Below are 20,448 nucleotides of genomic sequence, written 5' to 3'. Positions count from 1 at the left end.
CAGCGAAGGGCGCGGGACCGATCAAGTCCGGCGCCCTTTTTATATCGAAGACAGGAGGAGAACTGAAATGAGCTATACGGCGCCCATCAAGGACATGCTGTTCGTGATGAAAGAACTGGCCGGTCTCGACGAAATCGCGACGCTGCCGGGCTTCGAAGACGCTAACTTCGACACGGCCCAGGCCGTGCTCGACGAGTCGGCGAAACTGTGCGGCGAAGTGCTGGCGCCGCTGAACGTCGAGGGCGATCGCAATCCGAGCAGCTGGAAAGACGGCGTCGTCACCGCGACGCCCGGCTTCAAGGACGCCTTTCGCCAGTTCGGCGAAGGCGGCTGGCAAGGTTTGCAGCATCCGGTGGAATACGAAGGCCAGGGCCTGCCGAAGCTGATCGCCACGCCTTGCATCGAGATGCTCAATGCGTCGAACCTGTCGTTCGCGCTGTGCCCGCTGCTGACCGACGGCGCGATCGAAGCGCTGCTCACCGCCGGCACCGAAGCGCAGAAACAAACCTACGTGCCCAAGCTGATTTCAGGCGAATGGACCGGCACGATGAATCTGACCGAGCCGCAAGCCGGCTCCGACCTCGCGCTGGTGCGCACGCGCGCCGAGCCGCAGGGTGACGGGTCGTTCAAGCTGTTCGGCACGAAGATTTTCATCACGTGGGGCGAGCACGACATGGCGAAGAACATCGCCCATCTCGTGCTGGCGCGCACGCCGAATGCGCCGGAAGGCGTGAAGGGCATTTCGCTGTTTATCGTGCCGAAGTTTCTCGTCAATGAAGACGGTTCGCTCGGCGAGCGCAATGATGTGCATTGCGTGTCGATCGAGCACAAGCTCGGCATCAAGGCGAGCCCGACGGCGGTGCTGCAATTCGGCGATCACGGCGGCGCGATCGGACATCTGATCGGCGAAGAAAATCGCGGCCTCGAGTACATGTTCATCATGATGAACGCGGCGCGTTTCGCGGTCGGCATGCAGGGCGTCGGCGTGTCGGATCGCGCGTATCAGAAGGCGGTCGCGTATGCGAAAGATCGCGTGCAGAGCCGTCCGGTAGATGGCTCCGCGAAGCAGTCGGTCGCGATCATCCAGCATCCGGACGTGCGCCGCATGCTCGCGACGATGCGTGGCCTCACCGAAGCGTCGCGCGCGCTGGCTTATGTCGCCGCGGCGCATTGCGACGTCGCGCATCGTCATCCCGACGACGCGACGCGCGCCGAGCATCAGGCAATCTACGAGTTTCTCGTGCCGATCGTGAAGGGCTGGAGCACGGAGCTTTCCATCGACGTGACGAGCCTCGGCGTGCAGGTGCATGGTGGCATGGGTTTCATTGAAGAAACCGGCGCGGCGCAGTACTACCGCGACGCGCGCATTCTGCCGATCTACGAGGGCACGACGGCGATTCAGGCCAACGACCTGATCGGCCGCAAGACCCTGCGTGACGGCGGCAAGGTTGCGAAGTCGCTGCTCGGCGACGTGGCGCGCACGGTCGAAGCGCTCGGCGCGCAATCAGGCCCGGCGTTCGACTCGATGAAGAAGTATCTGGCGCAAGGCCACGACGCGTTGAACTCGGCGGTGGACTACGTGCTGGCCAATACCAAGGGCGATCCGAACGCGGTGTTTGCTGGCAGCGTGCCTTATCTGAAGCTGGCGGGCGTCGTGCTGGGCGGCTGGCAGATGGCGCGTGCATTGCTGGCCGCGACGAAGAAGAGCGACGAAGATCCGGCGTTCTACGGCGCGAAGATCGCGACCGCGCAGTTCTATGCGGAGCATGTGTTGCCGCTGGCGTCGGCGCTCGAGGCGTCGATCGTTAGCGCCAAGGGCGGCGAGAGCGTGCTGGCTTTGTCGGACGATCAGTTCTGATGTTGCTTGATCGCGTTGGGCATAACGCTTAACGCGCCGGCATGAAAAAAGCGCCCCATGGGGCGCTTTTTTTTCGCGCTGGCAAGTTTCGCGACCCACCAGAGCAACCGCTCTCGCGAAGCGTGGGTTAAACCTCAGGCGTAAGCCGGACGATGCGCGCCGGCGGTCTCGCCGAGATAGCGATGCACCGACAGATCGTCCGCTTTGATGACCGGTTGCTTACCCGACATCACGTCGGCCAGCAACTGACCCGAACCGCACGACATGGTCCAGCCCAGCGTGCCGTGACCCGTGTTCAGGAACAGATTCGGCACGGGAGTGCGGCCGACGATCGGCGTGCCGTCCGGCGTCATGGGGCGCAGGCCGGTCCAGAAGCTCGCCTTCGACGTGTCGCCACCGCCCGGGAACAGATCGTTCACGCACAGTTCCAGCGTTTCGCGGCGCGCCTGACGCAGCGATTTGTCGAAGCCGACGATCTCGGCCATACCGCCGACGCGAATCCGGTCGTCGAAACGCGTGATCGCGATCTTGTAGGTTTCGTCGAGCACGGTGGAGATCGGTGCGGCCGCTTCGTTGACGATCGGCGCGGTGATCGAATAACCCTTGAGCGGGTAGACCGGAATCTTCACGAGGCCGGACAGGAATTGGGTCGAGTACGAACCCAGCGCGACGACGAACGAATCCGCGCGCACCAGTTCGCTGCCGCATTGCACGCCGGCGATGCGGTCGCCGGCCATGGCGAGCGCGTCGATCGGCGTGTTGTAGCGAAATTTGACGCCCAGTTGCTCGGCCAGCGCAGCGAGGCGCGTGGTGAACATCTGGCAGTCGCCGGTTTCGTCGCCCGGCAGGCGCAGGCCACCGGTCAGCTTGTGCGACACGGCGGCGAGCGCCGGCTCGGCTTGCGCGAGTTCGGCCGCCGACAGCAGCTCATACGGCACGTTGGCGTCCTGCAGCACGGCGATGTCTTTCGCGGCGCCGTCGAACTGCTGCTGCGTGCGGAACACTTGCAGCGTGCCGCCGGTACGGCCTTCGTACTGGATGCCCGTTTCGGCGCGCAGCGCCTGCAGGCAGTCGCGGCTGTATTCGGCGAGGCGCACCATGCGGCCTTTGTTCACCGCATAACGCGACGACGTGCAGTTCTGCAGCATTTGCCACATCCACTGCAATTGGAACTGCGTGCCGTCGAGGCGGATCGCCAGCGGCGCGTGCTTCTGGAACATCCATTTGACGGCCTTCAGCGGCACGCCAGGCGCGGCCCACGGCGACGCGTAGCCCGGCGAGATCTGGCCGGCGTTGGCAAAGCTGGTTTCGAGCGCCGGGCCGGCCTCGCGATCGATCACGGTCACTTCGTGACCCGCGCGCGCCAGGTAATACGCGCTCGTCACCCCGACGACGCCACTGCCCAAAACGACGACTCGCATAACTGCTCCGACTGTTCAATAGAGGTTGAATGGGCGCCGCGTGCGTCGATTCGTTGGCATTCGTTCGATTCACGAGGTGCAACGCGGGTCGCCCAGTGTTAACCGCTATACTATTAACAGTCAGGTAGGTTTTGTTATTGTATTTTCAAGATTTTCAGCAAATACACCATGCGTACACAGCGCCAACCGGTCCGGTCCCTCGACAAACTCGATCACAAGATCCTGCGCCTGCTGCAGCAGGACGGCCGGATGGCCATGAAAGACCTCGCCGAGCAGGTCGGGTTGTCGGTTACACCGTGCATTGAGCGGGTCAAGCGGATGGAGCGCGACGGCGTGATCACCGGCTATCACGCGCGCGTGAATCCGGCTGAACTGGGCGCGGCGCTGCTGGTGTTCGTGGAGATCACGCTCGATCACAAAAGCGGCAACATGTTCGACCAGTTCCGCCGCGAGGTGCAGAAGATTCCAGAGGTGCTGGAATGCCATCTCGTATCGGGCGATTTCGACTATCTGATCAAGGCGCGCATCGGCGAGATGGCCGATTACCGCAAACTGCTGGGGGACATTCTGTTGCAGTTGCCCGGCGCGGTGCAGTCGAAGAGCTACGTGGTGATGGAAGAGATCAAGGAAACGCTGACGATCGCGGTGGGGGATTAGCGGGAAGTCAAGGCGGGCGGCTAAGGCATTTCTTGTACGGCTGGCGGTACTCGACAAACGGCGTAAACACTGTATATTCATACAGGTGTTTTGCGCCGTTTCTGTTTTGACCCGCCCTGCGTTCTGCGTGCTCTTCAGCCGTGACCCAATCCAATCCCGACTTCGACTCCGTTCCTGAATTTCCGGTCGCCCCGCCGGCGCCCCGCAAAGGGCGCGGCGCGGTGACGAATCTGCAAGGCCGCTACGAAGTCGACCAGCGCGAAGCCGTCGACGACGGCTGGCTATCGGTTTCGGTCTCGGAAGACGACGACGGCGAGCCCAAGATATTGCGCACGCAGGTGTTCGAGGAGCGTGCCAAAACCATCCTCACGCGCAATGCGTCGCCGGATATTCCGTTCAGCGTGTCGCTGAACCCGTATCGGGGTTGCGAGCATGGCTGCATCTACTGTTTCGCGCGGCCTACACATAGTTATCTGGGCTTGTCGCCGGGGCTCGATTTCGAAAGCCGGATCTACGCGAAGATCAACGCGCCGGAACTGCTCGAACGGGAATTGTCGAGGAAATCCTACGTGCCGGAGCCGATCGCGCTCGGCGTGAATACGGACGCGTGGCAGCCCGTCGAGCGTGATCTGCGCATCACGCGCCGGGTAATCGAGGTGCTCAGCGAGCGTAACCATCCGTTTGCGGCGATCACCAAATCGTCGCTGATCGAACGCGATATCGATCTGCTCGCGCCCATGGCGGCGCGCGGCCAATTCATGGCCGCTATTACCATCACCACATTGGACCCGCAGATCGCACGCACGCTCGAACCTCGCGCGGCCACGCCGTCGCGGCGGCTGCGCGCCATCCGGACGTTGAGCGAGGCGGGCATTCCGGTGGGCGTGAGCATTGCGCCGGTCATTCCGTTCGTCACGGAGCCGGATATGGAGCGTGTCCTGGAGGCTTGTACGGAAGCGGGCGCAAGCAACGCGAGCTATATCGTGTTGCGTCTGCCGTGGGAGGTTGCGCCGCTATTCAAGGACTGGCTCGCGGCGCATTTCCCCGATCGCGCCGACCGGGTCATGAGCCGCGTGCGCGATATGCGCGGCGGCAAGGATTACGACGCGAATTTCGCCTCCCGCATGAAGGGCGAGGGCTTGTGGGCGGATCTGCTCAAGCAGCGGTTCCACAAGGCCGTGCGTCGCTTGGGACTCAACCGGCGCGACCACGGCATTCTGGATATGTCGCACTTCCGGCCGGTCGCGCCGATGCGTGCTGAACCGTCAGCGCGCGACAATCCTCAATTGGATCTTTTCTAGCGCCGCGCGCGACCGAAGGGCGATTACTGGGATAGCGCCTTGGCCGCCTGCACCTGGCCTTCGAAATAGGTCTGGAATGAGATGGCGAGACCGGTCATCAGCAGAAATGCGCCGATCAGCAGCGAGAAGATCACGATGAAGATTACCGTCCAACCGGAGCGGCTTTGACGCTGGGTTTGCGCGTTGAATTGCGCGTCCCACTTTTCATCCGGCCGCAGCCCGTAGACGATCGCGGCGAGAAACGCGGAGAGCAGCGAAACGGCGCCGAAAAACGCCAGCACCCAGCCCAGCATTGATGCGCGCTCGCTTGCCACCACCAGCATGACGCCTGGAATGCCAATCAGCGTACCGATCAGATGGGCCCAGCCGTAGATGTCGCGCGTGCCATGAAGATAGAAGCGGTGGGCGCCGAGGCTGCCGAAGAAGAAGGCCAGCGCGGCGGTAATCGTTTTGGATCTGAAACGCGGGGAAGCCGAAGCGAGGGTGGACATGTAGGCGAGGTTAGAGTGGCGGGCGGTGGCGAACGGTGGCCGGCAGTCGAAAGGTGCAGCGCGCCGAAGGGCGTGGACCGACGCGCATTCTACGCCCGCGCGGTGGCGGCGGTCACGTGGCTGGCGGTCGCGCTTGCAATGCCGCGGGCAACGGCGGGTGTTGACGGTGTTGGCGGGGGCTGGCTGTGTTGCCGGCCGTTAGCGCCGGTTTGGGGCGGCCTTGTCTACGGTAGGGGAGTCGCGCGGCGACTGCGGACAGCGTTTCAGCCGGCTTTGTGCGTTCGTCGGCGTCGCATGGTTCAGGACCCCGGCCCTGAATAGGTCACCCGATAAATCGCGCCGGCGTAATCGTCGCTGATCAGGAGCGAGCCGTCGGGCATCGGCAATACGTCGGCCGGGCGTCCCCAGACCGTTTCGCCGGGCTGCAGCCAGCCTTCGGCGAAGACTTCCTGGTGAGCGTTGCGGCCGTCCGGGTCGGTGATCACCCGAACGACGCGGTAACCGACCTTCTTGCTGCGATTCCACGAACCGTGCTCGGCAATGAAAATGTTGTTCCGATACTCGGCGGGAAACATCGCACCGTTATAGAAGCGCATGCCGAGCGAAGCGACATGCGCGCCCAGTTTGACCACCGGTGGCGTGAACGCGCTGCAAGGATGGTCTTTGCCGAATTCGGGGTCGGGCGTGTCGCCGCCATGGCAATAAGGAAAGCCGAAGTCCATGCCGACGCGCGGCGCGCGGTTCAACTTGTCGTCCGGGACATCGTCGCCTAGCAGGTCGCGACCGTTGTCGGTGAACCACAGTTCATGCGTCGCAGGATGCCATGCGAAGCCGACCGAGTTGCGTATGCCGCGCGCGATGACCTCGTAATGGCTGCCGTCCGGGTCCATGCGACCGATGAGCCCATACCGGTCGCGATCCTTCAGGCACACGTTGCACGGCGCGCCCTGCGGCACATACAGCTTGCCGTCCGGCCCGAACGCGATGAATTTCCAGCCGTGATGCGTTTCCGTCGGCAGGGAGTCGGTGATCGCCACTGGCTTGGGCGGATCGTTCAGATGACTGTCGATCGCGTCGTAGCGCAAGATTTTCGACACCGCGGACACATACAGCGCGCCGTCCCGCCAGGCCACGCCCGCCGGCATTTCCAGGCCTGAAGCGATCACATGCCGGGCCGTCACGTGACCGTTCTGTAATTCGAGCGCGTAGACGTGGCCGTCGAGGCTGCCTATATAAAGAATGCCTTGCGGCGACAGCGCCATGGCCCGCGCGCTCGGCACCGCGTCCGACAGAACCTCGATGCGGAAGCCCGGCGGCAGTTTGATCCGCTCGACCGGTAACGCGGCGACGGCGGTGAGGGCCTGCCCGGCGAGTAAGGCGCCTGCCACTGCCTGCACGGCGCGTCGATAATGCAGGGCGCGCGCCAAACCGGCAAACCACGCGCGAACCGCGAAAAATGCGGGCAAAAAGGCAATCGGCGGCGGGAGTTTCACAGGCGCTCCGTCAGGTAATTCGGGCGTTTCAGCGGGGTCCGAGGCCCGTTTCCTGATGGGCGACGCCACCTCGTTCCTCAGTTTATCCCCGTAAGTGTTTGTTATGGCGTCGGTTTCCCGCTATAATCGCGTGTTTCAGTCGTTCCGAACCCCGGTTTTCAAGGATTCTAGTATGGTCATCATCCGCTTGGCTCGTGGCGGCTCCAAGAAGCGCCCGTTCTACAACATCGTCGCAACCGATTCGCGTAACCGTCGTGACGGCCGCTTCATCGAGCGCGTTGGTTTCTACAACCCGGTCGCTACGAAGGGTGAATCGCTGCGTATCGCTCAAGATCGCCTGACGTACTGGCAAGGTGTTGGCGCGCAACTGTCGCCGACCGTCGAGCGTCTCGTGAAAGAAGCGCAAAAGGCGCAGCCGGCTGCTTAATGGTAGCTAGCATGTGTGTCGTCGTCGGTTCGGCCGGCGGCTCGCGCTACCTGCGTGAGCAGTCCGATGCGCAAAGTGTTTTGCTGAAACAGGCGTCGAAGTTAGCAGCGAGGTTCAATCATGTCTGAGCGTGATTCCGGCAGTTCAGGTCGCGCCAAGGCACCTTCGCGCGCCAAGACGTCTGGTCAGGCGCCGTTCGGTGCATTCGTCCGCAAGCCGGTCGAAAAAGCCGAAGGCAAGGCGAAAGCCGATGTCGTACCCGTTGTTTCAGGTGCTGCAGCAATGCGCCCGGAAACGGCGGAAAGCTGGCCGGCCGATGTGGTCGAGGTTGGCAAGATCGTCGATGCCTACGGCCTCAAAGGCTGGGTCAAGGTAGCCGCTCACGCGGATGCCGGGCATGGCGGCGATGCTTTGCTAAGCGCGAAGCGCTGGTGGCTGATGCAAGGCCATGAGCGCAAATCGGCGCCGTCGTTACAGGCGAAAACGCATAGCGATAGCGTGGTTGCCCAATTGGGCGGTGTCGCTGATCGCGACGCGGCGCTGGCAATGCGCGGTACTCGCATCTATATCAGCCGCAGCGAATTTCCGGCTCTCGAAGCCGACGAATTCTACTGGGTCGACCTGCTCGGCCTGGACGTGGTGAACGTTGCCGGGGTCCACCTCGGCAAGGTTGCAGACATGATCGACAACGGTGCGCACTCGGTGTTGCGTATCGAATACCCGGCTACCGACAAAAGCGGCAAGCCGGTTACCGGTGAACGTTTGATCCCGTTCGTCGGCGTCTTTGTCAAAACAGTGGACCAGACGGCAAAGCAAATTACCGTCGACTGGGAAGCTGATTACTAAATTCATTCGCTGAACGGAGAGAGCGATGCAGTTCGATGTCGTTACGCTCTTTCCCGACATGTTTCGCGCGCTGACCGATTGGGGTATCACCAGCCGGGCGGCGAAGCAGGAGCGATACGGGTTGCGTACGTGGAATCCTCGCGATTTCACGACCGACAACTACCGCACCATCGACGATCGCCCGTACGGCGGCGGACCCGGCATGGTTATGCTGGCCAAACCGCTCGAAGATGCGATCGGCGCCGCGAAAGCTGCGCAGGCGGCGCAGGGTATTGGCGCACCGCGTGTCGTGATGATGTCACCGCAAGGCGCTACGCTGAATCACGACCGTGTCATGCAGTTCGCTGCCGAGCCCGGCCTGATCCTGCTGTGCGGGCGGTATGAAGCGATCGACCAGCGTTTGCTCGACCGTGTCGTCGACGAAGAAGTCAGCCTTGGCGACTTCGTGCTGTCGGGTGGCGAATTGCCCGCCATGGCATTGATGGATGCCGTGGTGCGTCAGTTGCCCGGCGTGCTCAACGACTCGCAATCGGCGGTGCAGGACAGTTTCGTCAATGTGCTACTGGATTGTCCGCATTACACGCGTCCCGAAGAATACGACGGCGTGCGTGTACCCGATGTGCTGCTCGGCGGCCATCATGCGGAAATCGAGGCGTGGCGTCGGCGCGAAGCGTTGCGCAACACGCGGAACAAGCGGCCCGATCTGATCGTGGCGGCCAGAAAGAACAAGATGTTGAGCCGTGCCGACGAGGCATGGCTTACGAGTCTCGCGAAAGAAGAGTCGAAGGCGTAAAGCCCTCGGTCTTTCGAGCGGACACCAGGCGGCGCCGCACATGCGTGTACGGCGCCAGATGTGAACCCATCCTCTATCGGGGCCGTAGCCAAGCGCAATAGGCAACTTAGCGCAAGGCAGGTACGAACGCCGACAAGATGGATCTAGGAGTCAGTAATGAATCTGATCGCAATTCTCGAGCAGGAAGAAATTGGCCGCGCCCTCGGCGAAAAGACTATCCCCGCATTCGCCCCCGGCGATACGGTGATCGTCAGCGTGAACGTGGTCGAAGGTACGCGTAAGCGTGTTCAGGCTTACGAAGGCGTCGTGATCGCCAAGCGTAACCGTGGTCTGAATTCGTCGTTCATCGTCCGTAAGATTTCGTCGGGCGAAGGCGTCGAGCGTACGTTCCAGACGTACTCGCCGCTGCTGGCAAGCATCGTCGTGAAGCGTCGTGGCGATGTGCGTCGTGCGAAGCTGTACTACCTGCGCGACCGTTCGGGCAAGTCGGCTCGGATCAAGGAAAAGCTGGTCTCGAAAGACCGCGCTGCTTCCTAAGCGTAAATGCTGTAAGAAAAAGCACCCCTCGCGGGTGCTTTTTTGTTTGCCAGGTCAAAATAGCGGCACGTCCCCTTCCGCCTATTCGAGAGACCCGTTGATCCGCCCCGTCTTTGAGCCCGAAACCTTGCCTGTCGTCGCGACAGGCGCCGATCTGCCGCCGGTGGCCGGCGGGCGTCTCACGCCCGATGGCTTGCGCGCACGGTTCGAGCAGCGTCTTTCGTGGGCGCCCGAGCCGATTATCGAAGCGCCCTGGCGCGATACTCACGTCGATCCGCGGGTGGCCGCGGTGCTGGTGCCGCTGGTGGTTCGCGAGCACGGCCTCACCGTGCTGTTGACCCAGCGCGCCGACCATCTGAACGACCACGCCGGCCAGGTGAGTTTCCCGGGCGGCCGTCACGAACCTTTCGACGCCGACGCTACCGCCACCGCACTGCGTGAAGCGCAGGAGGAGGTCGGTCTTGCGCCGTCGCGTGTTGAAATTCTCGGTGCCTTGCCCGACTATCTGACGGGCACCGGATTTCGCGTGACGCCGGTCATCGGTCTGGTGCATCCGCCGTTCGCGTTGAAAGCGGACGCGCTCGAAGTCGCCGAAGTCTTCGAGGTGCCGCTTGCCTTTCTGATGGACCCGGCGAATCACGAAGAGCGTATCTTTCGCTACGAAGGCGGTGAGCGTCGTTTCTTCGCGATGCCGTATCCGCGTGCCGGATCGGTGCCGGCGGAGGCGGGCGACGAGCGCGGCAATCCGGTTGGGGGCCACCATTTCATCTGGGGCGCGACGGCGGCCATGCTGCGCAATTTTTATCGCTTTCTCGCGGCTTGAATCGCCGCGGGGTGTGCACTTGTTGGGTGTTTGTCAACGTCCGCGCTCAGTGGCATCCGACCCTGTGCTATCGTTATAAAACAATCGTAAAAACTCGAAAAGCACGGCGCATCGCATGACTTTTTTCTCCGTATTGCTGGCTCTGATCATTGAACAGGTGCGCGCGCTGTCGCCGAACAATCCGGTGTCCGCGCTGCTTCAATACCATGCGGAGTCGGCGGCGCACGGATTCGATGCCGGTAAGCCCAAGCATGGTTTGCTCGCCTGGCTCGTGGTGGTGGTGCCGTGGACGCTGGCCGTCGCGCTCGTCTACTACGTGCTTTATCACATTCATTTTGCGCTCGCGTTCCTGTGGAACGTCGCGGTGCTGTATTTCACGCTTGGTTTCCGGCAGTTCAGCCATTACTTCACCGACATTCACCTCGCGTTGAATAACGACGATGTGCCCCGCGCGCGCGAAATCCTGAATGAATGGACCGGGCTCGATACCGTGGACATGCCCGTCAGCGAAATCGTGCGTCACACGCTGATTCATGCGGTGGTCGCGTCGCATCGTCACGTCTTCGGGGTGTTCTTCTGGTTCCTGATTCCGGTAGGCCCGGCGGGCGCGGTGCTGTATCGCATCGCTGAATACCTGGCCCGCACGTGGGCGCGGCCGGTCGACGATCGGACGGTGGCATTTTCGAGCTTTGCGCAGCGCGCGTTTTTCGTGATCGACTGGGTGCCGGCGCGGCTGACGTCGCTTGGCTTTGCGATTGTCGGCAATTTCGAAGACGCGATTTATGCATGGCGCAATCATGCGCGTCAGTGGCCGGATGCTAACGACGGCGTGTTACTCGCCGCAGGCAGCGGTGCATTGGGCGCACGCCTGAGCGGGCCGCTGGCGGAGCCGTCCAGTCTCGACGCGCTGACTACCGGCGACGGCGGTCCGATGCAGGTCGGCGACGACTGCACGCCGCGCACGCTGCAATCGGCGGTGGGGTTGGTTTGGCGCGCGGTCGTGCTGTGGATGATTCTGTTGCTGATGCTGACGATCGCGGTGTGGGTGGCTTAAGACTCGACCAAGGTCACGCAAGCCAAGACCAGCGTCGCGCAGGACAGCGCAGGGCAAAAAAAACCGGGCAACTTGCCCGGTTTTTTTATGCCCTCATTGATTCACCCATCCAACGGATTTCGCGCCGTTCCGCACTGCCAGCACACCGTAAACTGTGCCTCGAGCGTCTCGCCGCACTGATGGCAGCGCCACGAAGGCGACCCCGCCGCCGGCCCATGCGACGCCGCGTCGATCAACCTCCGCGCCATCGCTTCATCGCGCTCATCCACGAGCCACAATTCGGGCGCGCACTGATCCGCCGGAATATCCCCGAGCGCGCCGTTCAGATAACGGTTGTGCAACTCGCAACGAATACCCGCGGCGTCGAGCAGATTCACCCAGTGCTGTCCGATGATGAGATTCGGCGCGCGCATCAGCCTCATATCAGCGCACGATCTGACTGGCTTCGTGCACGAGTTGCGCGTACAGCGCATGCCGTTCACGACGGATACTGCCGTCCGCGACCGCCTCGAGAATCGCACAGCCCGGTTCCTGCAAATGATGGCAGTTGTAGAACCGGCAGTTCGCCAGCAGCGGCCTGAACTCGGGGAACGCACGTTCGAGCCGGCCTTCGGTCAGATGATGCAAACCGAATTCCTGGAAGCCCGGCGAGTCGATCAACGCACCGTGCTTGCCGCTCCCATCGAGATCCGGCAACGGATAAAGCCGCGTGAAAGTCGTGGTGTGACGCCCGCTATTCAACGCGGTCGAGATTTCGCGCGTGGCGACTTCCGCGTTCGGAATCAGCAGATTCACCAGCGTGGATTTGCCCATGCCCGACTGGCCGAGCAGCAACGTGGCATGGCCCTGCAGATGTTCGCTCAACGCGGCGTGCGCTGCCTCGGGTTGCGTCTTGATCGACACTTCCACGACCGTATAGTCGAGCGCGCGATACGGCTCGAGCCGCTTGCGCGCCCACGCGAGTTCGGCGGTCACGTCGGTTTTGTTCAGCACGATCAGCGGCTTCAGCTCGTTCGCCTCGGCCGCGACCAGCGCGCGCCCGAGCAGGTCTTCGCTGAAGTGAGGCTCGGTGGCGAGCACGATCAGCAATTGATCGAGATTCGCGGCAAAAAGCTTCGACTTGTATTGATCCGAGCGATACAGCAGATTGCGCCGTTCGCCGATCTCGACGATCACGCCTTGATCGGCCGAGGTCATTTCGTAAATCACCTGATCGCCCACCGCGACTTCGCTGCGCTTGCCGCGCGGGAAGCACTGGAGCATCGGACTGCCGTCTTCCGGCGCGACGAGGTAATGGCGGCCGTGCGCGGCCACCACGAGGCCGCCAATACGCGGGGCGGACGGGGCCTGCTTCGCTTTCGGGGCGCGGCCGCTCATGCGTGACGCAACAGTCGGTCGATCCGCTGCGACGCCGGCGGATGCGAATAATAAAACGCGGTGTAGAGCGGATCGGGCGTCAGCGTCGACGCGTTGTCCTCATACAGCTTGACGAGCGCGTTGACGAGATCTTGCGCATCGGTTTGGGTCGCGGCGAACGCGTCCGCTTCGAACTCGTGCTTGCGCGAGCTGAGGCTGCCGAGCGGCGTGACGAAGAACAGAAACACCGGCAGCGCGAGGAAGAACAGCACCAGCGCCAGGCCGCTATTGCCGCCGATCAGCGACGGCCGCACGCCCAAGCCTTCGTAGAACCACACGCATTGGGTGAGCCAGCCGAGCAGGGCGAGCATCGCGAGACTGATCGCGAACGTGACGAGCATCCGCTTGATCACGTGACGGCGCTTGAAGTGGCCGAGTTCGTGCGCGAGCACGGCTTCGATTTCGTTGCCCGACAGGCGCGCGAGCAACGTGTCGAAGAACACGATGCGCTTGGCCGCGCCGAAGCCGGTGAAGTACGCGTTGCCGTGCGCGGAGCGGCGGCTGCCGTCCATCACGAACAGACCTTTGGCGGCGAAGCCGCAGCGCTGCATCAGTGCTTCGATGCGGCTTTTCAGCGCTTCGTCCTTGAGCGGTTCGAACTTGTTGAAGAGCGGCGCGATAAACGACGGATACAGCACCAGCACGAGCATCTGGAACGCGACCCACACGACCCACGTCCACAGCCACCACAGGCTGCCGGCCTGATTCATCAGCCACAGCACGACGAACAGCAGCGGCAGGCCGAACGCGGCGCCGAGCAGTACACCCTTCAGACGGTCGACAAAGAAAATGCCCTTGCTCATGCGGTTGAAGCCGAAGCGCTGTTCGACCACGAACTGGCGGTAGTAGTCGAACGGCAGATCGATCACGCTGGTGATCGCGATCACCGCCGCGACCAGCGCGATCTGGCCGGCGTAGCCGCGGCCGAGCCAGTCGGAGATCGCCAGATCGAGCGCCTGCACGCCGCCGAGCAGCGTCAGGCCGACCAGCACGGCGGCGCTGACGACGATTTCGATCATGGTGAGGCGAGTGCGCTCGACGGTGTAGTCGGCGGCACGCTGATGCGCGGTGAGGGCGATGGTGCCGGCAAACTGGCTCGGCACCTGCTCGCGATGGCCGGCGACGAAGCGGATCTGCCGCGACGCGAGCCACAGTTTGGTGCCGACCATCGCCACGACGGCGATGACGAACAGAACGGTGAAGTACAGGGTAGGCATCCGGGGATTCCGTGGTATCTATGCGAGAATTATATGTTTCTTCCCGCTTCGCGGCGGGGGATAACGCCGATCCGGCCCAAACCAATCTCAAACGAACATTCGCCGTGGCAGGCGCGCGGGTCGTACACCGTCTGCCCGGCCATCAAGGTTGCCCTTCATGACTGACATCCTCGCATCCACCGACCAGCCGCTCGTGCGTAGCGACATGAATCTCGTCTGGCTGGACATGGAAATGACCGGGCTTGAGCCCGATTCCGACCGCATCATCGAAATCGCGGTGGTGGTGACGAATTCGACGCTCGACCGCCTGGTCGAAGGTCCGGTGCTGGCAATTCATCAGAGCGACGAGACGCTCGCCAAAATGGACCAGTGGAATCAGAACACGCATGGCCGCTCGGGCCTGATCGACCGCGTGAAGGCGTCCACGGTCAGCGAAGCCGACGCCACCGAACAGATTCGCGAGTTCCTGGGGGCTTATGTGCCGCCGGGCAAATCGCCGATGTGCGGCAACTCGATCTGCCAGGATCGCCGCTTCATGGCGCGCTGGATGCCGGATCTGGAGCGCTTCTTCCATTACCGCAATCTCGACGTCAGCACGCTGAAGGAACTGTGCCGCCGGTGGCAGCCGGCGATCTACAAGGGCTTCCAGAAGCGCGCCATGCATACGGCGCTGGCCGATATTCACGAGTCGATCGACGAGCTGAAGTACTACCGCGAGCACTTCCTGATTCCGGCGTCGGCGGATGCGGCTGGCGCTGTGGAATAACGGGCGGGTTTTTTACTGCGCCGGCTTCCAGTGGGAAGGGCGCAGTTCGTTGTGTTGCGCCTGAACGGCGTCGGTTAGATCTACGCGCCGGTTTGAACATGGAAACCGGGCGTCGACCTAAGGCCGAGGCCTGAGCCAGGCCCACGCCACCTCTACCCCTGCTTCGCCGCCCGTTGTGCGCTCTTCGGCCTGAACGCCTTCACCACGTCCGCATCGGTTTCCACGTACGGACCGCCGATCAGATCGATGCAATAAGGCACCGCGGCAAAAATACCCGGTACCTTCACCGCACCGCCGGTCCCAGCGTCCGCGTCGGCATCGCGCAAACCTTCCAGCGTTTCCTTGATCGACTTCGGCTGCCCGGGCAGATTGATGATAAGCGCCGCATGGTCCGCCGTTTCGCGGATTACCGCCACCTGGCGCGACAGAATCGCCGTCGGCACGAAATTCAGACTGATCTGCCGCATCTGCTCGCCGAAACCCGGCATTTCCTTCGTGGCGACCGCGAGCGTCGCTTCCGGCGTCACGTCGCGACGCGACGGGCCGGTGCCGCCCGTGGTCAGCACCAGATCGCAGCCCACTTCGTCGACCAGTTCGGTCAGCGTGGCTGAAATGGTGGCCGCGTCGTCCTGAATCAGGCGCGTGACGACCTGCCACGGCGAACTCAGCGCCGCGTCGAGCCATTCCCGCAGCGCCGGAATACCTTTGTCTTCGTAGACGCCGGTGGACGCGCGGTCGCTGATCGACACGAGGCCGATCACGATTTCGTCCGGATGTTGCCGCAGCGCCTTGTCCGACCGATTACTCGTCGTGGTCGTCATCGTCGTCTTCCAAGGCGTCGTCGGCGTCGGAATCGGCCGCGGCGGACGGGCCGTCGGCGTTCTTGATCCACTGGAACAGCTCGCGGAAGTAGCGCGGCGGCTTGCTCTGCTGCGCTTCCTTGCGGGCATTGCGGATCAGCGTGCGGCCTTGCTGCGGATCGGCGTTCGGATGCTGGCGAATGAAGTCGGTCAGCGCGGCGTCGTCGGCGAGCAGTTTTTCGCGGGTGCGTTCGATCCAGTGGAGCTTGGCCGTTTCCGCCTTGTTGACGCCGTTGTAGGTGTCGAGCGCGGTGCGCAGCGCGGCGGTTTCCTCGTCCAGCAGCGAACGCATCACGCGGCCGACGTACTGCACCTGGCGGCGCTTGCCTTCATGGTCGGTGATGCGGCGTGCTTCGCGTACGGCGTCGTCGAGCTTTTCGGGCATCGGCATGCGCTTGAGCGCGTCTTTCGGCAAGGCGATCAGCGCCGAGCCCAGTTCCTGCAGCTCATGCATGTCGCGCTTAAGCTGGGACTTGCTGGGACGGTCGTAACCGTTCTCGTCGATTTCCGGCTCGGCGGATTCGATGGGTTGAATGCGGGTTTTGCGTGTCATACCGATATTGTAGCGTGCCGCGCCTGTCGAACCGGCCGTCCCGGCGCGCGCGAGCCTTCGCGCCGCGCCTGCCGAAGCGGATTGCGCATGACCCCGACGGTACGCTGTCGCGCGCTTGCGCGCCCGCCAAAGCATCGTCTAAGTGACGCCCGGCGAATGCCAGGTACGGCGGCGCGGACCTTGCTATGATCGCGGGATGCGTTACGACGCAAATGCAGACACAGACGCAGACGCACATGCGTGGCAGGTACGAACACACAGGGCCGCTCGGCCCCGAACAGGACGGCAACGACAATGGCAGCAGACATGGACGTCAAGCAGCGCTTTTTTCCGCATACCCAGGATGAGCTGAAGGAAATCGCCTCGGACATCCTTCGTCACGCGAAGTCGCTCGGCGGTACCGACGCGGCGACCGAGATTTCCGAAGGCGACGGCCTGTCCGTCTCCGTGCGGCGCGGCGAAGTCGAGACGATCGAGCACAACCGCGACAAGATGGTCGGCGTGACGGTGTTCATCGGCAACAAGCGCGGCAACGCAAGCACTTCGGACTTTTCGTCGCAGGCGTTGAAGGACACGGTCGCGGCGGCGTACAACATCGCGCGCTTCACGGCGGAAGACGACTGCGCGGGCCTCGCCGAAGCGGAGCTGCTCGAAACCGCGCCACGCGATCTCGATCTGTATCACCCGTGGAATCTGAGCGCGGACGAAGCCGTGGAAATCGCCCGTCGCTCGGAAGACGCCGCCTTCGCGACCGATCCGCAAATCAAGAACTCCGAAGGCGCGAGCGTCTCGGCGCAGCACTCGCAATTCGTGCTCGCCACGTCGCGCGGCTTCCTCGCGGGTTATCCGTTCTCGCGCCACTACGTTGCGTGCGCGCCGATCGCCGGCAGCGGCCGCAACATGCAGCGCGACGACTGGTACACGTCGACCCGCAACGCCGGCGATCTGGCCGATCCGGAGGCGGTGGGCCGCTACGCGGCGCAACGCGCGCTGTCGCGCATCGGCGCGCGCAGCCTCGACACCCGCAAGGTGCCGGTGCTGTTCGAAGCGCCGCTCGCTGCAGGCATTCTCGGCGCGTTCGTGCAGGCCACCAGCGGCGGCGCGCTGTATCGCAAGACGTCGTTCCTCGTCGACAGTCTCGGCAAGCCGGTGTTCGCGCCGCACGTACAAGTGGTCGAAGATCCGCACGTCGCCCGTGCCATGGGCAGCGCGCCGTTCGACGAAGAAGGCGTGCGCACCAAACAGCGGTCGGTCGTGAAAGACGGCGTGGTGGAAGGCTATTTCCTTTCCACCTACTCAGCGCGCAAGCTCGGCATGCAAACCACCGGCAACGCGGGCGGCTCGCACAACCTGTCGCTGAAGAGTTCCAACACGCGTCCGGAAGACGACTTCGAAGCGATGCTGAAGAAGCTCGGTACCGGCTTGCTGCTGACCGAGCTGATGGGGCAGGGCGTGAACTACGTGACGGGCGACTATTCGCGCGGCGCCTCGGGCTTCTGGGTCGAGAACGGCAAGATCCAGTATCCGGTCGAGGAAATCACCGTGGCGAGCACGCTGCAGGAGATGTTCCGCCACATCGTCGCGATCGGCGCGGATACGATCACGCGCGGCACCAAGCAGACCGGCTCGGTGCTGATCGAACGGATGACGATCGCCGGGCAGTAAGCGGGTTGTGGCTGCGCGTTGCGGCGCGCAGCCGCGCGCAACGCGCAGGTAAAAACAAAAACGCCACGCAAGGTTTTGCGTGGCGTTTTTTATGCAAATGCGTTTGAGTCTGGATTCGGCAACCTCAAGCGCCCGTGCGCTTATAAGTCACGAACGCATAATCGAAGTCATTCGGTGCATCCGCGCGATGCGTTTCATGCGCGACTTCTTCCCACTCGCTGTCGTCGAGCTCGGGGAACGTGGCGTCGCCTTCGAAGTCGGCGGAAATCTCGGTGATGATGAGCTTGTCCGCCTGCCGCAACCCTTCCGCATACAACTGCGCACCGCCGATCAGAAACGCTTCCGGCGCCTGATCCTGAGCGGCGAGCTTGAGCGCCTCCTCGAGCGTGGTGGCGGCATCGCAGCCCTGAAAGCGGCGCGTCGTATCGCGTGTCACGACAATGTTGCGGCGTCCCGGCAATGGCCGGCCGATCGATTCATGCGTCTTGCGGCCCATGATGATGGGCGCGCCCATCGTGGTGCGCTTGAAGAACGCCAGGTCTTCGGGAAGTCGCCAGGGCAACTGGTTGTCGCGGCCGATCACGCCGTTATTGGCGCGAGCGACGATCAGGGTGAGCGTCGTCATCGAATGGAAAGGGGAACGTAACCGGGACGATTCTACCTGACGCGCGGAAGCGGGCCCACGGGTGCGGACCCACCCCCCGTGCAACGCGTCATTCGTGCTCGGCGTCTTCGCCCGCGAGCACGGCTTTGTCTTCGACGGCGCTCAATTCACGCAAGCCATGCAGGCCCATCAACCGGTAGAGCGTGACGCGTGAAATATTCAGATCCGCCGCCGCTTCGTTCAGCCGATGCCGATGGCGCAGCAACGCCGTTTCGATCGCGCGTTTCTCGGCGGCCTCGCGTGCTTGCGACAGCGTCATGGTCTGCTGTTCGGTGAAGTGCGCGAGATCGAGGTCGTCGGCGGAAATCAGCTTGTTTTCCGCCATCACGATCGCGCGACGCACCCGGTTGATCAGCTCGCGCACATTGCCCGGCCAGTTGTAGTTGTAGAGCGCCTCGATCGCCGAAGGCGTGAAGCCGCGGATCTTGCGCGCGCTGTCGGTCTTGAACTTGTGCAGGATGTGATGCGCGAGAATTTCGATGTCCTTGCCGCGCGCGCGCAACGGCGGTTCGTCGACCCGCAGCACGCACAGCCGATGAAACAGGTCGGCCCGGAAACGTCCTTCGCGCATCGCGTCTTCCAGATCGATGTGGGTCGCTGAAATGATCCGCACGTCGATCGGAATCGATTCGCGGCCGCCGAGGCGTTCGATCTTGCCTTCCTGCAGAAAGCGCAGCAGGCTCGCCTGGCTTTCCAGCGGCAGGTCGCCGATTTCGTCGAGCAGCAGGGTGCCGCCGTCGGCGGCTTCGACCCGGCCGATCTTGCGCTGGTTGGCGCCGGTGAACGCGCCGCGCTCGTAGCCGAACAGTTCCGACTGCAACAGGTGGTGCGGAATCGCGCCGCAATTGATCGCGATGAACGGCGCTTTGCGGCGCGGCGAGCGCTCGTGAATCGCCAGCGCGGTGAGCTCCTTGCCGGTGCCCGACTCGCCGGAGATGAACACGCTCGCGTCGGTGTTCGCCACCTTGCGGATGGTGCGAAACAGGTGTTGCATGGCTTCGCAGGTGCCGACCATTTCCTCGTCGCCCGATTCGCCGACGGGCGGCGCGACCTCCGGCTCGCACAGCGTCACCATGCCGAATGCGTGGCTGACCAGATAATCGACCGAGGCGTTCGCCACCGGCATTTTCACGAAGTCGAAGCAGTAGTGGCGCACCAGCCGCCGCACGACCGGATCGTTCAGGCGCTCGTGCGTGGCGAGCGCGATCCAGCCGACCTGCTGCTGCCGCAGACTGGCTTCGAGACCGGCCAGATCGCGCGGCGGAAAGCTCGCCAGATCGACAATGCCGGCGCATGCCACGTCCGGCTTCACCAGCTTGCCGAGCTCATGCGCGGAGCGTGCCGCCGCGACGTTCCAGCCACGGCTTTTCAGATGCGCAATCAAGGTCTCGTCCGGCGTGCGCGCCACGTAGAGCAGCAGACGTTCGGTCCGTATGTGGGCCACCGCCGCCATGCCGCCGTTCGCGGCCACCGTCGGCGGCAGGCGCGCAGGCGTATCCACCACGCGGGCCGCCGCGCTTTTCTGCGGCAGCGCGAGCGTGAGATGCGAAGCCGCTCCCGCCACCGGAGCAACACTGGTCAGATGAGGTGATTCACGCACGTTCGA

The 20,448-nt window shown here is 63.2% G+C and carries 21 protein-coding genes; 11 read left to right on the top strand and 10 right to left on the bottom strand.

What is annotated here, in order from left to right:
* Positions 1-67: 67 nt before the first annotated feature.
* The gene (locus B0G83_RS13630) at positions 68-1,858 is read left to right on the top strand and encodes an acyl-CoA dehydrogenase (protein WP_105507924.1); all 1,791 of its coding nucleotides are present in this window, start codon (positions 68-70) and stop codon (positions 1,856-1,858) included.
* Between the two features lie 134 nt (positions 1,859-1,992).
* Here the strand turns inward: B0G83_RS13630 and B0G83_RS13625 are convergent, their stop codons facing one another.
* The gene (locus B0G83_RS13625) at positions 1,993-3,279 is read right to left on the bottom strand and encodes a D-amino acid dehydrogenase (RefSeq protein WP_105507923.1); all 1,287 of its coding nucleotides are present in this window, start codon (positions 3,277-3,279) and stop codon (positions 1,993-1,995) included.
* 168 nt (positions 3,280-3,447) lie between these two features.
* Here B0G83_RS13625 and B0G83_RS13620 point away from each other — a divergent pair, with 168 nt between their 5' ends.
* Both B0G83_RS13620 and B0G83_RS13615 read left to right on the top strand, forming a co-directional pair.
* Complete coding sequence (locus tag B0G83_RS13620; RefSeq protein ID WP_035547518.1) at positions 3,448-3,936, top strand: Lrp/AsnC ligand binding domain-containing protein; 489 nt, start codon at positions 3,448-3,450, stop codon at positions 3,934-3,936.
* A gap of 140 nt (positions 3,937-4,076) precedes the next feature.
* Complete coding sequence (locus B0G83_RS13615; protein WP_105507922.1) at positions 4,077-5,237, top strand: PA0069 family radical SAM protein; 1,161 nt, start codon at positions 4,077-4,079, stop codon at positions 5,235-5,237.
* Positions 5,238-5,260: 23 nt separating this feature from the next.
* Here the strand turns inward: B0G83_RS13615 and B0G83_RS13610 are convergent, their stop codons facing one another.
* Together B0G83_RS13610 and B0G83_RS13605 are read right to left on the bottom strand one after the other, a co-directional pair.
* Positions 5,261-5,728, bottom strand: a complete 468-nt coding sequence (locus tag B0G83_RS13610; RefSeq protein WP_105507921.1) for an NINE protein — start codon at positions 5,726-5,728, stop codon at positions 5,261-5,263.
* Between the two features lie 299 nt (positions 5,729-6,027).
* Positions 6,028-7,221, bottom strand: coding sequence for a sorbosone dehydrogenase family protein (locus tag B0G83_RS13605; protein ID WP_105507920.1), 1,194 nt, complete (start codon positions 7,219-7,221; stop codon positions 6,028-6,030).
* Between the two features lie 172 nt (positions 7,222-7,393).
* Here B0G83_RS13605 and rpsP point away from each other — a divergent pair, with 172 nt between their 5' ends.
* The 6 genes from rpsP to B0G83_RS13575 all read left to right on the top strand — a co-directional run bounded on the left by rpsP (position 7,394) and on the right by B0G83_RS13575 (position 11,701).
* Entirely contained in the window at positions 7,394-7,648 is a 255-nt protein-coding gene (rpsP, locus tag B0G83_RS13600; RefSeq protein ID WP_006050280.1) for a 30S ribosomal protein S16, read from the top strand.
* Positions 7,649-7,768: 120 nt separating this feature from the next.
* On the top strand, positions 7,769-8,494 hold the full coding sequence (gene rimM / locus B0G83_RS13595; RefSeq protein WP_105507919.1) for a ribosome maturation factor RimM: 726 nt from the start codon (positions 7,769-7,771) through the stop codon (positions 8,492-8,494).
* Positions 8,495-8,519: 25 nt separating this feature from the next.
* Positions 8,520-9,287, top strand: coding sequence for a tRNA (guanosine(37)-N1)-methyltransferase TrmD (trmD, locus tag B0G83_RS13590; RefSeq protein WP_105507918.1), 768 nt, complete (start codon positions 8,520-8,522; stop codon positions 9,285-9,287).
* A 156-nt stretch (positions 9,288-9,443) separates the two neighbouring features.
* Positions 9,444-9,824, top strand: a complete 381-nt coding sequence (gene rplS / locus B0G83_RS13585) for a 50S ribosomal protein L19 (RefSeq protein ID WP_105507917.1) — start codon at positions 9,444-9,446, stop codon at positions 9,822-9,824.
* A 97-nt stretch (positions 9,825-9,921) separates the two neighbouring features.
* Positions 9,922-10,647, top strand: coding sequence for a CoA pyrophosphatase (locus B0G83_RS13580; RefSeq protein WP_105507916.1), 726 nt, complete (start codon positions 9,922-9,924; stop codon positions 10,645-10,647).
* 115 nt (positions 10,648-10,762) lie between these two features.
* Complete coding sequence (locus B0G83_RS13575) at positions 10,763-11,701, top strand: CobD/CbiB family protein (RefSeq protein ID WP_105507915.1); 939 nt, start codon at positions 10,763-10,765, stop codon at positions 11,699-11,701.
* A gap of 101 nt (positions 11,702-11,802) precedes the next feature.
* Here the strand turns inward: B0G83_RS13575 and B0G83_RS13570 are convergent, their stop codons facing one another.
* Genes B0G83_RS13570 through B0G83_RS13560 form a run of 3 tightly spaced genes read right to left on the bottom strand, consistent with a single transcriptional unit; the run spans position 11,803 to position 14,334 of the window.
* Positions 11,803-12,123 carry a DUF2007 domain-containing protein gene (locus B0G83_RS13570; RefSeq protein ID WP_105507914.1) on the bottom strand — a complete coding sequence of 107 codons (321 nt, stop codon included), beginning with the start codon at positions 12,121-12,123 and terminating at the stop codon, positions 11,803-11,805.
* A gap of 1 nt (position 12,124) precedes the next feature.
* The gene (rsgA, locus tag B0G83_RS13565; protein WP_105507913.1) at positions 12,125-13,078 is read right to left on the bottom strand and encodes a ribosome small subunit-dependent GTPase A; all 954 of its coding nucleotides are present in this window, start codon (positions 13,076-13,078) and stop codon (positions 12,125-12,127) included.
* The gene (locus B0G83_RS13560; RefSeq protein ID WP_105507912.1) at positions 13,075-14,334 is read right to left on the bottom strand and encodes a M48 family metallopeptidase; all 1,260 of its coding nucleotides are present in this window, start codon (positions 14,332-14,334) and stop codon (positions 13,075-13,077) included. The genes rsgA and B0G83_RS13560 overlap by 4 nt, the downstream gene beginning before the upstream one ends.
* 157 nt (positions 14,335-14,491) lie before the next feature.
* On the opposite strand from B0G83_RS13560, the gene orn reads away from it, so the two are divergent.
* Positions 14,492-15,100, top strand: coding sequence for an oligoribonuclease (gene orn / locus B0G83_RS13555; protein ID WP_105507911.1), 609 nt, complete (start codon positions 14,492-14,494; stop codon positions 15,098-15,100).
* A 152-nt stretch (positions 15,101-15,252) separates the two neighbouring features.
* Here the strand turns inward: orn and mog are convergent, their stop codons facing one another.
* On the bottom strand, positions 15,253-15,921 hold the full coding sequence (mog, locus tag B0G83_RS13550) for a molybdopterin adenylyltransferase (protein WP_105507910.1): 669 nt from the start codon (positions 15,919-15,921) through the stop codon (positions 15,253-15,255).
* Positions 15,902-16,513: a ribosome biogenesis factor YjgA gene (gene yjgA / locus B0G83_RS13545; protein WP_105508108.1), complete on the bottom strand. Its 612-nt coding sequence runs from the start codon at positions 16,511-16,513 to the stop codon at positions 15,902-15,904. Before yjgA ends, mog begins: the two co-directional genes overlap by 20 nt.
* A gap of 294 nt (positions 16,514-16,807) precedes the next feature.
* Between yjgA and pmbA the strand changes: the two genes are divergently transcribed.
* Complete coding sequence (gene pmbA / locus B0G83_RS13540; RefSeq protein ID WP_105507909.1) at positions 16,808-18,178, top strand: metalloprotease PmbA; 1,371 nt, start codon at positions 16,808-16,810, stop codon at positions 18,176-18,178.
* Between the two features lie 124 nt (positions 18,179-18,302).
* Here the strand turns inward: pmbA and B0G83_RS13535 are convergent, their stop codons facing one another.
* On the bottom strand, positions 18,303-18,803 hold the full coding sequence (locus B0G83_RS13535; protein WP_105507908.1) for a dihydrofolate reductase: 501 nt from the start codon (positions 18,801-18,803) through the stop codon (positions 18,303-18,305).
* 88 nt (positions 18,804-18,891) lie between these two features.
* On the bottom strand, positions 18,892-20,442 hold the full coding sequence (locus B0G83_RS13530) for a sigma-54 dependent transcriptional regulator (protein WP_105507907.1): 1,551 nt from the start codon (positions 20,440-20,442) through the stop codon (positions 18,892-18,894).
* Positions 20,443-20,448 lie beyond the last annotated feature (6 nt).

The organism is Paraburkholderia sp. BL21I4N1 (genome assembly GCF_002973525.1).
In the GTDB taxonomy this organism is placed as follows: domain Bacteria; phylum Pseudomonadota; class Gammaproteobacteria; order Burkholderiales; family Burkholderiaceae; genus Paraburkholderia.
The sequence above is the reverse complement of the archived record's forward strand: the minus strand, read 5'-3'. Positions and strand labels throughout refer to the sequence as shown.